Origin of the sequence: uncultured Bacteroides sp. (assembly GCF_910585845.1) — a bacterium.
Taxonomy (GTDB): Bacteria; Bacteroidota; Bacteroidia; order Bacteroidales; family Bacteroidaceae; genus Bacteroides.
Map to the genome: position 1 here is coordinate 1 of NZ_CAJUHF010000003.1, position 14,208 is coordinate 14,208.

Here is a 14,208-nt window from a genome sequence, read left to right on the forward strand (position 1 = left end):
AAGCGTGGAGCGAAGCGACTAAAACGAAAGAACGGGATTCGGATGGTTTCCGAATTCCGTTTAAAAGGTATTCAAATACCGGCGAAGCCGGTCGATTTTTTTAGAATATTGATAGGGTAGGGGTATACAGAACTGAACTGATTTGAGGGTAAACGACCTCAATTTAACTATGTAAAGATAGCAATTTTTGCTGATATTTGCAAGTGATTTTTCTGTTATTTTTAGCCTATAAATGCCTTGTAGAAATGGAATAAAGAGTGCTTTAAATTATACCTTTCGTTTTGTGAAATGAACTTTTCGTTTTGAAATGCGCGAACATTTCGATTTGCGGATTATAGATTAAGAATTATTGTTTTAGTTGGCAGTGATATTGTTTCGTAGGAGGGATGATATTCTCTCCTAATGAGCGGATGATCTTATTTCGTGAGATGGGATTGTTCCTTATGAGGCGGGGGAAATTTCGCCTTGTGAGCTGAAAAAATCGTCTCGTGAGATGAATCTTTTTGTCTCGTGAGTTGAAAAAATCCCTCTCATGGGATGGAATTATTCGTCCCATGAGACGAATAATTCCATCCCATGAGAGGGATTTTTGTGATCTGCTTTTTTATACATTATATACTTCCCGGTATATCTGTTCTTTCACAGTTTCGAAATCTCTATCACATTTCAAGTCTCCGTGAACCATGAGCAGGAGAGGGAGATATTCGTTTCCGGGGCGGTATGGTGGTTGCATATATGGTTTGTCCCAAAGCACGAAACCTTGGCGCTTGTAGAAATTGATACGCCGTTGTGCAATATCATTCTCAGGCATTTCCACTTCGAGGACGATGGGGGCTTTAAGGAGTTGGTATAAGTGTTCTAAAGCACTTCTGCCATATCCACCGTTGCGTAGTGCAGGGTCGATGGCAAAGTGCTCTACATAGTAGAAGGTGCCGAAATGCCAATAGGTGATGCAGCCTATAGGCGTATCGTGGTGAAAAATGATGTTATTGTGGAAGTGTGGTTTGCTGTCGGTATACAAGCGCAGTTCTTCCAGCGGCCGGTATTCTTCCGTTGGGAAAGAAGATGTTATCATACTTTCCATATACTTGTACAGTGATTCGTCAACAGTACTGATGCGTTGAAAACTGATCATGATAATTTCTTTTTTTAAATTGACAATATATCGAATAAGGTTTTAGGACGCTGATTCTCAATCACCCTGTTTCTTATTCCGTATAAACTCTAATGAACGATATTTTGAATAAGGATATGGGAGTACTGATCATTAAATACTCTATTCTTCATTCGTCATACTCCACTACCTTTATTTTCTATTCTTTATTCTCTACCCTTTATTCTCTACCCTTTATTCTTTATTCTCTATTTTCTATGAACCATATATAGTATCTTTTTCTGTTATTTGGTATAGAAATCAATCAGGCGCTGCAGGGCACGCTGGCATACCGGACAAAATGCGGGATACTCATTGGTGCGCATGCGGCAATTATCGGCAGGGCGGAAGACACCCTTGGCTGAGTAACCGCCTCCTTCGTATACTCCGATGGGATATTGTGCCTGTTTGCTGACGGGAGTGGGAATGGGAGTATCCTTGGCAAGCATGTCTTCCCATTTGGAAGCAAAGTCAATCCGGGTGGTGATGTTCTGTTCCCAAGGTTCCATATCCAGCGGATAGCTGTCTGTTGCGATATCGTTATCGTAGAAATATTCGTCCGCCAGTCCACCGAAGCTATGGCCGAACTCATGCACGACTACCGGGCGGAACAGGGGATGGTGGGCAGTGGTTAGTGTGTAGGAATTGTATATACCGCCGCCGCCGTACTCTTCGGTGTTGGCGAGAATGATGATATGCTCGTAAGGTATTCCAGCCAAGGCATCGTGGATGGATTTAACGCTGCGCGTGGTCAGATACCGGTCGGAATAGAAGGTACTGAAATGTGAACTGAATGCAGTCTGCTTCCATTCGCCCAAACGCGGCACGCTTACACCACTGTCGGTGGAAGGAGCGGCGACGGCTACGATATTGAAACGTTTCTTCATGCTCTTGAACGGGTCGTGGGAGAACAGGCTTTCGGTAGCAACTTCCGCATCCTGATAGAACAAATCCATTTCTTCGGGAGTGTAACCTTCGGCAAGGATGGCTACGTCGATGCATTTATCCGCATCGCCACTCTTCAGCAGATACTTGTGGGGAGTGATGTGGGCTTGTCCCTTTTGCTGAATGAGTATATCGTTCGGACGGACAATGTGTTTCAGGCGGGCGTTTACCTCTTTTCTTCTATCCAGCAGGATGATTTCCACTTCTGCGGGGCGTAGCGGATAAGGCAGCAGGAAGGTATTTTCGAAACCTTTGCGGACAGTCTGTGCCTCGTCGGTCTCCAGCCATTCCTGAAATAGGGAAGAGAAGGAGGTCATGTAGATTGTTTTTCCGCTTTCCACGTCCCGCATGATGATTTGCCCGTTGCCTTGCAAAGGCAGTTCGGACAGTTGATGGCGTCTTCCCGCCCATGATGGCAATACGGACAGTCCGTCCAGGCATACACTTTGCTGAGAAGCATCTCCCGTAAAGATATAGTCAACACGTAGCGTCTGGTTTGCAAAATATTCGGTGTAGTTTTGTGCATGGCTTATCGTTGCCAGTAGTAAGCACAATGCGAATGTAAAATATCTTTTCATAATATATAAATTTTTCACAAAGATACGATTTTTGCCACTCATCTCCAATATCTTTGGGGGAATGGAAAAAAGAGACAGGAGGGTACTGGTTTATTCATTTTCTGCTAAGAAAAGTAATAGATTGTATTTTAATTGGGAAAAAATTCTGTAACTTTGCACTTAATCGTATAAGAGTCGGCTTGGTTTTTATTCGGTTTTCTTCTTATGGAGTTCTTTTTGAAGCTGTTTTCTGCTTTCATCAGTTGCGTTGCCGAGGTGGATGGGTGAGTGTAGAAGGGGATGCGGCAGGCGGAAATTCAAGAAGAAGTCTGAGAGAACCCAGGAAGGAAGCAGAAGAAACAAGAGATGCTCCTGAGACAGGGGCGATTGTTTCCGGCTTGGGTAATGCAGGAGATTATTATTATTTTATTAATCATAAATTTAGAAATGGGACATCATCAATTGGATACTTTGGACGAGCAGATTCTGAAATTGATAGCAGATAATGCGCGTATACCTTTCCTTGAAGTGGCAAGGGCATGCAATGTGTCGGGTGCCGCAATACATCAACGCATACAGAAACTTACGAATTTAGGTATTCTGAAAGGTTCGGAATATGTCATTGATCCGGAGAAGATAGGCTATGAGACTTGTGCCTATATTGGTATTTACCTGAAAGATCCTGAGTCGTTCGATTCTGTGACGAGGGCGCTTGAGGCTATTCCGGAAGTTGTGGAATGTCATTTTACGACGGGAAAGTATGATATGTTTATCAAGCTCTATGCACGCAACAATCATCACTTGCTGAGTATCATCCATGATAAGTTGCAGCCGTTAGGATTGGCGCGCACAGAGACGTTGATCTCTTTCCACGAAGCCATCAAGCGGCAAATGCCGATCATGGTGGAGGCGGACGAAGAGTAGAACTTACTTACTTAACTTACGAACATAGTCCACAAATGCATAAGGGCAGGGATGTTTCTCATCGGCAGGATGAGGCTCCCTGCTTTTTTCGTGCCATACATCGAGGTCTACGGCGGGGAAAAAGGCATCTGCTTGGGGAGCTTCGGCAGCGATTTCCGTCAGGCAGAGCCTGTCGGCTATCGGCATGGCTTGCTGATAGACGCTTGCACCGCCAATGATGTAGACTTGTTCGTCGCTACGGCAACTTTGCAGGGCGGCTTCGAGGGTAGGGAAGAGTTCTGCTCCGGGGCATTGGGTAGCGGGATTGGAAGAGAGGACGATGTTGCGCCGGTTGGGCAAGGCACCTTTGGGCAGTGACTCAAACGTCTTTCTTCCCATGATGATGGTGTTTCCTGTGGTCAATGCCTTGAAACGCTTCAAGTCATTGGGTAGCCAAAACAGAAGTTTGTTTTGAAAGCCGATACCCGAGTCACGGGCTACGGCGGCGATGATACTAATCATGTGTGATGTCTTTTTAAAGGAGTTATTCGGGAGTTATTTGGAAAGTATTGGGGAGTTAAAGGGCGTTATTCGGGAGTTATCAGCCGATACTCTTTTCCTCCTTTCCATATCCTTTCCATTTTCCCCTTTCCATTTTCCATTTTCCATTTCTCTCAGACCGATACTTTTCCGGCGATGTGCGGGTGCGGGTCGTAATTCACTAATTCAAAGTCTTCGTATTGGAAGTCGAAGATGCTCTTTACGTCCGGATTGATTTTCATCTGCGGAAGCGGGCGCGGGTCGCGGGTGAGTTGCAGTTTCACCTGCTCCAAGTGATTCAGGTAGATGTGCGCATCACCAAGCGTATGGATGAAGTCGCCGGCTTTGAGCCCCGTGACTTGCGCCATCATTTGCAGCAGCAAGGCATAGGAGGCGATGTTGAACGGTACGCCAAGGAAGATGTCGGCACTGCGCTGGTAGAGTTGCAGGCTCAGGCGGCCGTTGGCAACGTAGAACTGGAAGAAGGCATGACACGGAGGAAGGTTCATGTTGTCGAGGTCGGCTACGTTCCAGGCACTGACAATGATGCGGCGGGAGTCCGGATTGTGGCGGATGGTCTCCACGGCTTCGCTGATTTGGTCGATGAATCCACCCTTATAGTCGGGCCAGGAACGCCACTGATAACCGTAGATATGTCCCAAGTCACCGTTTTCGTCCGCCCATTCGTTCCAGATGCGCACGCCGTGGTCTTGCAGGTATTTGGCGTTCGTGTCACCTTTTAGGAACCACAGGAGTTCGTATATGATGGATTTCAAGTGCAACTTTTTGGTAGTGAGGCAGGGGAAGCCGTCGTCCATGTTGAAGCGCATCTGATGCCCGAATACGCTGATAGTGCCCGTGCCGGTGCGGTCTTCTTTGGGTACGCCTTCGGTCAGTACACGGTTGAGTAAATCTAAATATTGTTTCATGATTGCTGTTTACAAGTTATATGTAAGGTTTGGTTCCGTAAGTCAAGCTTGCGAAACCTGAGCAAAGGTAATCAAACTTCGGCAGATAACCGTAATTCCCTGCCGGAAATTAGAGGAACGGGGTCATCAGGTTGCCCACCCAACCTACGAATTTCTTCCAGCTGGAACGTTTCTTCCAGACTTCGGGAGTGAGCAGGGTGCTGTTCGCCTTGTCCCGTTCGAACATCTCGTTCAGCCGGTGGGTGGTTTCGGGATCGAAGACGAATGCATTGGTCTCGTAGTCATATCTCAGGCTGCGGCTGTTCAGGTTGGCGGTACCTACGGTGCAGAAGTTCCTGTCCACCATCATGATCTTGGAGTGGTGGAAACCTCCGTTGAAGAGATAGACTTTCGCCCCTTTCTTCATCAATTTGTGGACCACGTAGAAGGAGGCTTCCGGCGTGAAAGGTATGTCCGAGACGGAAGGTATCATGATTTCTACTTCCGTGCCCTTCTTCAGTGCCGACTTGATGGCTTGCCGGATGGACTTTGTGGGGACGAAGTAAGGGTTTACGATCTGTATGTTGTGCTGCGCGGCTTCGATGGCGGCGGCGTAGACATGGCTGATGGCGCGTGGCGTCTCGCGTGGCGTACGGTCCACGATGGCTATCTCTTCGGCTATGCTGTCGGGCAGTTGCGGCATGTCGGGGAAGTAGGCGGGGCCGCCTATGTGTTGTTTGGTCTCCCGGTTCCACATGGTGAGGAAGATGCCTTGCAGGTAACGGACGGCGTCTCCTTCGATGCGCATGTGCATGTCGTGCCATTGTCCTATCTTGGGCAGTCCGTTGATGTAGTAGTCGGCTATGTTCATGCCGCCGGTATATCCCGTCTTTCCGTCGATGACTACGATTTTTCGGTGGTCGCGGTGCATGGCGTGGTTTATCCAGGGGAAAGTGAACGGGTCGAACTTCACGATTTCGATTCCTTTGCTGCGGATGGCTTTCAGATGCCTCTTCTTTAGCGGCTGGTTGTTCGACCAGTTGCCGAAGGCGTCGAACAGGGCGCGCACTTCCACACCTTCCTTGACTTTCTCTGCCAGCAGGTCGAACAGGGCGTTGGCTATGGAGTCGTTGCGGAAGTTGAAGTATTCCAAATGGATGTGATGCCGGGCACGGCGTATCTCTTCGAAGAGGCTGATGAACTTCTCACGGCCGTTCATCAGGAGTTCCACCCGATTGTTTCCGGTCACCGGGATGCCTTGTTGTTGTAGATATTGCATGACGAGCGAGTCGCTGGCGGCTACGGCTTGTGCATGGAGGTGTCCTATATGGAATAAGGTGGATAGTAATATGGTGAATAAAACTCTTTTCAAAACTTTCTTCGCTTACTTAGTTTTCTTTTCGAGTGGGCAAAGATACGAAGATAAGTACTAATTCAAAAATTGTTCGGGTATAATTTCTTGTTCGTGCAAAGTCTGCCCGTCAGACGAGCGAGCAGACTTTGCGGTATCCGAAGTAGAGCAATACGATTACGACCATGATCATGGACTTCGGGTTCATTTCAGTTGCCCCGCTTTCCAGCATGTGGGCAAGGGCTTCACGCAAGGTGGCCAACACCAGTTGCAGACCGTCGAGATAGAAGAACAGCCCAATGGCGAGTGTGAAGCAGAAGAGGCTCCACAGTTGTGAAATCCGGTAATACCGGTCGGGCAGGTGTTGCATGACACGGCGGCTGAAGCCGTTGTCTGCTATCTCTTTCCGGTGGTCGGAGAAGAATTCCCGCAAGAGTTTATCGTCAGTTGTTTCCATCATAACCGTTTTGTTTTAAGTAAGTAGCCATTTTTTCTTTCGCCCGCGAGAGGTGGCTTTTTACGGTTCCCGCCGGGCATCCGGTGATGCCTGCTATCTTTTCGATGCTCAAGTCTTCCATATAGAAGAGCGTGATACAGGTGCGTTCCATTTCTTTCAGCGTGGCAAGTGCGCGGTAGATGTCCATCTGTTTCCCTATGTCGTTCTGCGAGGTGCTCCATTGGGCGTCCACTTCGCGGTTGTCTATGCCGTCTGTTTCTTTCCGGTTGCGAAGATAGTCATAAAAGACGTTATATGCAATACGGTAGAGCCAAGTGGAGAAGCTGGACAGGTTCTTGAACGAGGCTATATGGGTGTATGCCTTGATGAAGGTGTCCTGTGCCAGGTCGTCGCTCAGTTCGCTGTCGCCGCACGTCAGGTGGAGGAAGAACCGCCGCACGGGCGACTGGTATTTCCTGACCAGCTGGTCGAATGCTTTGGTGTTGCGGAACACAACGACTTGCGTCACTAACGATATGTCGCCCATTTGGCTCATTGCTCCTTGTCCTGCTTTTTAGGATTCTGCGTGTAGTAGATGACCAGTTGTCCGAATCCGGTGAACATGACCAGCAGTCCGATGCAGGCTACTCCGAATTCTTCGGTGATGGCCCAGAGGAAGATGAACAGTCCGATGCCGCAAAAGACATTGCTGATGCCTTTGGTGTGGATGTCCTTCTCGCTTTTGATGCTTCGGAAGAAGTCTTCGGGTAGCGGTTGTCCACTTGCCAATGCCTGTTCGGCAAGGCGGTATTGGGCTTTCCGTTTCTTGTAATTGAAGAAGAAGATGGTGAAAACGATCAGCAATGGCATACCGAAGACAAAGATGATGGCGGTGACGGCGATGATGGTTTCGGGGTTGCTTGCAAGCAAGTTCCAGTCCCAGTTTCCGCCAAAGTCGTTGTGGATTCGTTCGTCTTTGTCGTCCGCGGCGTCCTGACTGCTATCTTCGTAGGTCGTGACGCTAAGTGTGTCGGTCACGCTTTTTCCGTCGATGACGGTGTCAAGCAGTTCGATCACGCGTTTCTTGTTTCCCTGACTGTCGTTTTCCGTAACGGTTCTGTTCTTTGCTTGCGCCAAGGGGCAAAGCATCATGATAGTGATAATGGCTACAATTATCCGGTTCATAATCATATAATGTTATTTATTCTTTTTTGTTTCTTTATGGGTTAGACGTATCGTATGGGGATAATGGTTGCAAAGAGACGATATTTTTTTGAGAAAATGTAGGGGAAGGGAGAAAAAATGCATTTAATCGGCAATTTCTTTATTTGCCTTTTTTTGTGTAATTTACGTAATTCATGTTCCTTTATCCGTTCAGATCCACTCTCTTGACCACAAGACATAAGGGCAAAGGAGCCGATTTAGATTTCCTTCTTTTGTCCTTTTGTTCTTATGTTTTAGAAAAGGAGAAATATCTGTCACAAAAAGGTTCTTTCTGCTGACACGCCATTTTCTTGTACATACCGAAATAGGAATCTGTCGTTTGCCTCTTCGGAATATAAATACATGATTCTTGCATAAAACGACCGGAATATGGTATTTTTATGTACTATAACCCTATTCCAGCGTCGTGTCTCAGCGTATCTACTGTCATGTCTCGGCGCGTTTACCGTCGTGACTCGGCGTGTTTGTCGTCATAACTCGGCGTGTTTGTTGTCATAACTCGGCGTGTTTACTGTCGTGACTCGGCGTGTTTGTCGTGTTGGATCAATATATGTAAGCCGAAAGAGCTTATATATGTAACGTCGGACACCCTTTTCTGCCGCACGGAACATCATTGTTTCAATTATTAGAGATGTATGGATTTATGTATCACTCTGCGTGACAGTGAAATATGAATTTTCTTTCGTTTCTTTTCGTTCTTCCCTCCCTCCGGTCGAAAATATCGCATTCTCGCCGCGCAGAAAGTGCAAAATGTCAAAATGAAGATTTTACCTGCCGGCAACAGGGCGGTGTATCGGCTTTTTGTGTTACCTTTGCGAGCGTAACAAACGACTTGTAATCCTATGGAACTACCCGTATCTTTTGTCGACTATACCCGTTCCCTGTTGGGCGATGCCGAGTATGGTCGGTTGTCCGAAGCCTTGAGTGCTGAACAGCCCGTAAGCATCCGACTGAACGAGGCGAAGTATCCCGTAGCCTCATCCCCCCTTTCCGGCGACGGCTCCTGCCGTGTGCCCTGGACCTCCGCGGGCTTCTACCTCTCCCGCCGTCCGACATTCACCTTCGACCCCCTGTTTCATGCCGGTTGTTACTACGTGCAAGAAGCCTCCTCCATGTTTGTGGAGCAGGCATTGAGGCAATATATGAGTACAGCCCCTGTGGTTGCGCTCGACCTTTGCGCCGCGCCCGGAGGCAAATCCACTCACGTCCGCAGCCTTTTGCCGGAAGGCAGTCTCCTGGTGGCCAACGAAGTGATCCGCAACCGTTCACAGATATTGGCAGAGAACCTAACCAAGTGGGGGCATCCCGACGTGGTAGTGACCAACAACGATCCGGCAGACTTCGCTCCTTTGACAAGTTTCTTCGACGTCATCCTGACCGATGTCCCCTGTTCGGGCGAAGGCATGTTCCGCAAAGACCCCGTAGCCGTGAGCGAGTGGAGTCCGGAGAATGTGGATGTCTGCTGGCAACGGCAACGGCGCATCCTGTCCGATATCTGGCCCTGCCTGAAGCCTGGCGGACTGCTGGTATACAGTACGTGCACGTACAATACAAAAGAAGATGAAGAGAACATCCGCTGGATGCGTGATACTTTCGGTGCGGAGATCCTTCCGCTGGACATCCCTGCCGACTGGAACATCACCGGAAACTTGCTTGCCGGAGAGGACTTCTCCGTCTATCGCTTCCTGCCCCATCGCACGCGGGGCGAAGGCTTTTTCCTTGCTCTGCTTCGCAAGCCGGAACAGGAGGAAGAGGGGCTGGAAGAGAATTTTCAGCCTTCCCGCCGCAAGTCGGCTACCTCCTGCGGAAAGAAAAAACAGGCTTCCGCCATCTCCAAAGAGCAACTGGCATTTGTCCGCCGCTGGCTTCTCTCGCCGGACGATTACGAGCTTTCCGTCGTCGGTACGTCAGTCACCGCTTTCCCAAAGGCGTATCTGTCGGAACTGTCGTCCTTGCAGCAATCCCTCCGCGTCATTCAGTCGGGCGTCTCCCTTGCCGAAGCCAAAGGGAAGGACCTGATACCCCATCATGCCCTTGCCATGAGCTGCCTGTTGTGCACCGATGCCTTCTCCCGCGAAGAAGTGGCGTACGAGCAGGCGATTGCTTATCTGCGCAAAGAAGCTATTGTACTCTCCGCCGCTGCGCCCCGCGGTTATGTGTTGCTTACCTACAAGGATGTTCCCCTTGGCTTTGTGAAAAACATTGGTAACCGGGCGAACAATCTCTATCCGCAGGAGTGGAGGATACGGAGCGGGTATTTGCCGGAAGAGGTGATACTTCCTCTTGTTTAAACATTAGGTTTGGACATGCTGAAGTTGAGGTTTAGCGATGTGAACGTGAGGAAGGGTGGAGAACTTTTTTTCTCTTTGAGTACTTAGATTAAACAAACTCAAGTTTCGCAAGTTCTTGAACTTTCTTTCAGTGAACAAGTGAATAAATGTACAAGGTTCTTTTTTATCCTTGTTTTGTTGATATGGTGTCAATAAGAATATAGTTTATTCTACTTCTTATCCTTGTTAACTCGTATTTTAATAGTATACAAAAATATGCGAACTAAATAAGCAATTATGTTTAAGAACATAAGAATATATTCTTTAATTCTTTAATTTTCTTTTATTTTTGATTTATAATCAGTCTTGTGTGAATTAGTGCATACAATGTTTCACTTATAAATTGAAAACAGTAATGAGGTTTCAGTTGTTATTAGAACTTCAACCACAATTGAAGGGTCGGGAAATCCCCATCAATTATCAGTACGAACTCTCGGCAACCATTTACAAAATTTTGGCAAAGGCAGATACCGGATATGCCAAGTGGCTGCATGATAATGGTTTCATGTCAGAGAACAAACGTTTCAAGTTGTTCTCCTTTTCCCGATTAATTGTACCACGTTATGGAATTGACAAAGAACGTCAACGTTTAATTATTCATTCGGACTTCATAAGATGGCACATCACTTTCTTACCTGAGAGGAGTACGCAACAGTTCATTCAGGGAGTTTTCAACGACCAGCGTATTGAAATATCCGACCACGTTTCTGGTGTGTCTTTTGCGATACGCGAAGTACAAGTGATGCCACTTTTAAAGTATGCTCCGGTCATGGAGTTCGAGACAATGTCTCCCGTATGTGTCTCCCGTCGTAATGAGTGGGGTAAGGCCGATTATCTGTCCCCTGAAGATTCTGATTATGCGAGCGGTCTGTTGATAGGTTTGTTGGCAAGGTATCGTGCATTATATGGACATGACTATGAAGGCGATGCTTCTATAGGCTTTCAGTTGTTGGAAAAAGCAAAGCCTGTATTGGTAAAGATAAAAGCAGGTACTCCCGGCCAGACTTTCGTAAAAGGCTATCAGTACAAGTTCCGCCTTGCTTTGGCAGAGGAACTGATGCGGATAGCGTACGAAGGCGGACTGGGTGAGAAATGTAGTTTGGGGTTTGGGATGATAAAATAAATGATATATGATTTATGTAGTAAAATATAGTGGAAAGTTTGGTTTCATCAAGCCGTGGACTGCTGTTCGTGATGGTGAAACTTTCAGTCAACAGTTTTTAACTCCATCCATTATTGAGGGAATTGAAAAGAAATTGTTTCCTGAGTTATTGGAATTTAATGGCTGTATAAAGAAAATTATACGTCATAGATTAAAATATGACTCAATGGATAGTCAACAGGAGCAGACACAAACGCATGGTTGGGAATATTTTCCAGGAAAAAGATTGTACGTACGTGGTAAACTCGACAAAGGAAAAATTACAAGGTCTATTTTAATACGCAATGTAATGATAAATCCTGTTCTATATTTGGCTTTCAAAGAAAAGGTAGATGCAGAAAAGGCAAGCAAAGAGCATATCTGTCTTTGTAGGAATGAGGATGTAATGTTACCAGATGAAAATGTGATAACATTGTCCGAACAGGAGTTTGATGCTTTAAATGGTTTTGAATTGCGGTTTGGAGAGTCCGAGAATTCATTTTTAGTTGGTTATAATAGATTTGATAATGCTACTCCAATGTATGGTTGGTTAGAATATAATGGTAATTCTGTTTTGTAATGATTAATATTGGTTATGAACATATTTTAGCAAAGGGTGATAGTCAAGGTGGTGTAACTTTATTACAGCATCTTTTTGATGTGTCTGAGGCTATCTGTGTTATTGCCAGAAATATCGGAAAAGAAGTCACACTTGCTCGCAAAGGGGCTATTTTGCATGATATAGGAAAGGTCTCTCCGTTATTTCAACAGACATTATCTACTAATAGAGAAAGTTTACCTCCAAACTTTGTTTTCAGACATGAAATTGCATCTTTGTTTTTTCTCTCTTTATTTAAAGACGATGAAAAAGCGGCTGTTATAGAAATGATAGTGGCACATCATAAATCTTTAGTTGATGTGAAAGGACGAGGATTTTTGGATTTATATGATAATATGGAAGATTGCTTTGCTTCTCATAGTGTTGGTTTTGAGATATGGAGTCGAGATGCTTTGAATATTTTAGAATGTTTTGGAATCCAAACACATCTCATTTCTTTGGAAGAAGCAAGGGAAAACTATGAACACGCTATTGATTATTGTGAGAATATAGAAAATGGGCTGTCTGACTGGAAGGGGGTACTGATGGCTGCCGACCATTTGGCATCTGCAATGGAAGAAAAGTCTGTTTATAATATTCTTTCTAAGTTATTTATTGTGCCTGATTTATCGTTTTACAATAGACAACATATATTATATCCATTATCGAATATATCAGTAACTGACAGTAGATCACATACGATAGTTACTGCACCCACAGGAGCAGGAAAAACTGATTTCTTATTGAGAAGATGTCATGGGCGAGTCTTTTATGTTCTTCCTTTCCAAGCGTCTATAAATGCAATGTATGAAAGGATTCGTCATGATTTAAGTAATACAGATGCCGTTGTTTCTTTACTACATTCTACTTCTATATTGAAATTAGAGGATGGAGACTTTGAAGAGGCAATTCTTCAGAAGCATTTGGGGGCATCAGTAAAAGTATTGACCCCACAACAGCTGACAGGTCTTGTGTTTGGAATAAAAGGATATGAGGCTCTTAAAATTGATTTGCAGGGGTGTGACATTATTTTGGATGAAATACATACGTATTCTAACATCATGCAGTCTATAGTATTAAGGATGGTTGAAATCTTGATGCACATAGGTTGTCGGATACATGTAGGTACGGCAACTATGCCTACAGCACTTTATCAACAGATAATACAGATATTAGGAAATGACAAAAGTGTGTATGAAGTAAAACTGGATGAGGACGTATTGCATACATTCAATCGGCATATCATTTATAAGATAAGTGCTCATACAGATGTGATGAATATCATACATGAAAGTGTTAGCTCTCATTGTAAATTATTAATAGTATGCAACCGTGTAAATAGAGCCCAGCAATTATATGTTGAATTATCTGAAAAATATCCGGATGTTCCTCATCTATTGATTCATAGCCGGTTTAAAAGGCAGCACAGACAACAGTTGGAGATGTTGCTGAAAGAGCAATATAATAATATGTCTTGTGGCTGTATTGTTGTTGCAACACAAGTGGTGGAAGTTAGCCTTGATATTAGTTTTGATATAATGGTTACGGAATGTGCACCGATTGATGCAATGATACAGCGTTTTGGCCGTATAAACCGTAAAAGAACATCTGAGACAATAGGAATATTGAAACCTATATATGTTTTACCACCCTCTGATAATCGGCTGGATGCTTTACCTTATGATGTTGATATATTACAGCGCAGTTATGATGTATTACCGGATGGTGATGTGTTGGAGGAGGCAATGGTACAATCTTTATTAGATAAAGTTTATCCTTCTGTTGAAATAGGTAATATTGACTATTCTGGAGTTGCATTTATTGATGGTGAATGGTGTTTGAAGAAGTTATACCATAATGCAAAGTCTGCATTGATGAACGTGTTGGATATTGATAATGTTGTGTGTGTAACAGAAAGTGACGAGATTGAATACATGCAGTCAAAACGATCACATAAACTTATGTTTGAGATTCCTGTAGGATTTAGATCCGTTGCATACCGGAACTTACGTCAGAAAAACGGAATATATATAATTCCTGATGTTTCGTATGATGAAGATATAGGATTAATGTTGGATAATGCAAATCCTGGAAATTATAAGTCTTTTGAATTTTTATAAAA

At 45.1% G+C, this 14,208-nt stretch carries 14 protein-coding genes; 6 read left to right on the forward strand and 8 right to left on the reverse strand.

Annotation, left to right across the window (positions count from 1 at the left end; all coding sequences use genetic code 11):
* Window positions 1-604: 604 nt before the first annotated feature.
* Together QZ323_RS01390 and QZ323_RS01395 are read right to left on the reverse strand one after the other, a co-directional pair.
* The gene (locus tag QZ323_RS01390; RefSeq protein ID WP_294632201.1) at window positions 605-1,135 is read right to left on the reverse strand and encodes a GNAT family N-acetyltransferase; all 531 of its coding nucleotides are present in this window, start codon (window positions 1,133-1,135) and stop codon (window positions 605-607) included.
* A gap of 263 nt (window positions 1,136-1,398) precedes the next feature.
* Window positions 1,399-2,676: an IgA Peptidase M64 gene (locus tag QZ323_RS01395; RefSeq protein ID WP_294632203.1), complete on the reverse strand. Its 1,278-nt coding sequence runs from the start codon at window positions 2,674-2,676 to the stop codon at window positions 1,399-1,401.
* A 53-nt stretch (window positions 2,677-2,729) separates the two neighbouring features.
* Between QZ323_RS01395 and QZ323_RS01400 the strand changes: the two genes are divergently transcribed.
* Both QZ323_RS01400 and QZ323_RS01405 read left to right on the forward strand, forming a co-directional pair.
* Window positions 2,730-3,161, forward strand: a complete 432-nt coding sequence (locus QZ323_RS01400) for a hypothetical protein (protein ID WP_294632205.1) — start codon at window positions 2,730-2,732, stop codon at window positions 3,159-3,161.
* The gene (locus QZ323_RS01405) at window positions 3,103-3,579 is read left to right on the forward strand and encodes an Lrp/AsnC ligand binding domain-containing protein (RefSeq protein WP_294632207.1); all 477 of its coding nucleotides are present in this window, start codon (window positions 3,103-3,105) and stop codon (window positions 3,577-3,579) included. Before QZ323_RS01400 ends, QZ323_RS01405 begins: the two co-directional genes overlap by 59 nt.
* 3 nt (window positions 3,580-3,582) lie before the next feature.
* Here the strand turns inward: QZ323_RS01405 and QZ323_RS01410 are convergent, their stop codons facing one another.
* The 6 genes from QZ323_RS01410 to QZ323_RS01435 form a co-directional block, all read right to left on the reverse strand.
* A complete protein-coding gene (locus QZ323_RS01410) occupies window positions 3,583-4,080 on the reverse strand; it encodes a dihydrofolate reductase (protein ID WP_294632209.1) in 498 nt (165 codons plus the stop codon).
* Between the two features lie 152 nt (window positions 4,081-4,232).
* Window positions 4,233-5,027 (reverse strand): thymidylate synthase, encoded by a 795-nt coding sequence (locus QZ323_RS01415; protein WP_294632211.1) that lies wholly within the window; start codon window positions 5,025-5,027, stop codon window positions 4,233-4,235.
* A 109-nt stretch (window positions 5,028-5,136) separates the two neighbouring features.
* Window positions 5,137-6,333 carry a cardiolipin synthase gene (cls, locus tag QZ323_RS01420; protein WP_294632355.1) on the reverse strand — a complete coding sequence of 399 codons (1,197 nt, stop codon included), beginning with the start codon at window positions 6,331-6,333 and terminating at the stop codon, window positions 5,137-5,139.
* A 154-nt stretch (window positions 6,334-6,487) separates the two neighbouring features.
* Entirely contained in the window at window positions 6,488-6,817 is a 330-nt protein-coding gene (locus QZ323_RS01425; RefSeq protein WP_294632212.1) for a DUF5056 domain-containing protein, read from the reverse strand.
* Window positions 6,801-7,349 carry a sigma-70 family RNA polymerase sigma factor gene (locus QZ323_RS01430; RefSeq protein ID WP_294632214.1) on the reverse strand — a complete coding sequence of 183 codons (549 nt, stop codon included), beginning with the start codon at window positions 7,347-7,349 and terminating at the stop codon, window positions 6,801-6,803. Before QZ323_RS01430 ends, QZ323_RS01425 begins: the two co-directional genes overlap by 17 nt.
* Window positions 7,346-7,984, reverse strand: a complete 639-nt coding sequence (locus QZ323_RS01435) for a DUF6249 domain-containing protein (RefSeq protein WP_294632216.1) — start codon at window positions 7,982-7,984, stop codon at window positions 7,346-7,348. The genes QZ323_RS01430 and QZ323_RS01435 overlap by 4 nt, the downstream gene beginning before the upstream one ends.
* A gap of 875 nt (window positions 7,985-8,859) precedes the next feature.
* Between QZ323_RS01435 and QZ323_RS01440 the strand changes: the two genes are divergently transcribed.
* From QZ323_RS01440 to cas3, 4 genes are all read left to right on the forward strand, one after another.
* Complete coding sequence (locus QZ323_RS01440) at window positions 8,860-10,308, forward strand: rRNA cytosine-C5-methyltransferase (protein WP_294632218.1); 1,449 nt, start codon at window positions 8,860-8,862, stop codon at window positions 10,306-10,308.
* A gap of 406 nt (window positions 10,309-10,714) precedes the next feature.
* Window positions 10,715-11,470, forward strand: coding sequence for a CRISPR-associated endoribonuclease Cas6 (gene cas6, locus QZ323_RS01445; RefSeq protein WP_294632219.1), 756 nt, complete (start codon window positions 10,715-10,717; stop codon window positions 11,468-11,470).
* A 7-nt stretch (window positions 11,471-11,477) separates the two neighbouring features.
* The gene (locus QZ323_RS01450) at window positions 11,478-12,068 is read left to right on the forward strand and encodes a hypothetical protein (RefSeq protein WP_294632221.1); all 591 of its coding nucleotides are present in this window, start codon (window positions 11,478-11,480) and stop codon (window positions 12,066-12,068) included.
* Window positions 12,068-14,206, forward strand: coding sequence for a CRISPR-associated helicase Cas3' (cas3, locus tag QZ323_RS01455; protein WP_294632222.1), 2,139 nt, complete (start codon window positions 12,068-12,070; stop codon window positions 14,204-14,206). Before QZ323_RS01450 ends, cas3 begins: the two co-directional genes overlap by 1 nt.
* Window positions 14,207-14,208: the final 2 nt, after the last annotated feature.

What these genes read in the sequence shown, in the direction of transcription:
- cas3 (WP_294632222.1), top strand. Translation starts at nt 12,068, where the DNA reads ATGATTAATATTGGTTATGAACATATTTTAGCAAAGGGTGATAGTCAA.
- QZ323_RS01440 (WP_294632218.1), top strand. Translation starts at nt 8,860, where the DNA reads ATGGAACTACCCGTATCTTTTGTCGACTATACCCGTTCCCTGTTGGGC.
- QZ323_RS01390 (WP_294632201.1), bottom strand. Translation starts at nt 1,135, where the DNA reads ATGATCAGTTTTCAACGCATCAGTACTGTTGACGAATCACTGTACAAG.
- QZ323_RS01450 (WP_294632221.1), top strand. Translation starts at nt 11,478, where the DNA reads ATGATTTATGTAGTAAAATATAGTGGAAAGTTTGGTTTCATCAAGCCG.
- QZ323_RS01430 (WP_294632214.1), bottom strand. Translation starts at nt 7,349, where the DNA reads ATGAGCCAAATGGGCGACATATCGTTAGTGACGCAAGTCGTTGTGTTC.
- QZ323_RS01435 (WP_294632216.1), bottom strand. Translation starts at nt 7,984, where the DNA reads ATGATTATGAACCGGATAATTGTAGCCATTATCACTATCATGATGCTT.
- QZ323_RS01410 (WP_294632209.1), bottom strand. Translation starts at nt 4,080, where the DNA reads ATGATTAGTATCATCGCCGCCGTAGCCCGTGACTCGGGTATCGGCTTT.
- QZ323_RS01405 (WP_294632207.1), top strand. Translation starts at nt 3,103, where the DNA reads ATGGGACATCATCAATTGGATACTTTGGACGAGCAGATTCTGAAATTG.
- QZ323_RS01415 (WP_294632211.1), bottom strand. Translation starts at nt 5,027, where the DNA reads ATGAAACAATATTTAGATTTACTCAACCGTGTACTGACCGAAGGCGTA.
- QZ323_RS01425 (WP_294632212.1), bottom strand. Translation starts at nt 6,817, where the DNA reads ATGATGGAAACAACTGACGATAAACTCTTGCGGGAATTCTTCTCCGAC.
- QZ323_RS01395 (WP_294632203.1), bottom strand. Translation starts at nt 2,676, where the DNA reads ATGAAAAGATATTTTACATTCGCATTGTGCTTACTACTGGCAACGATA.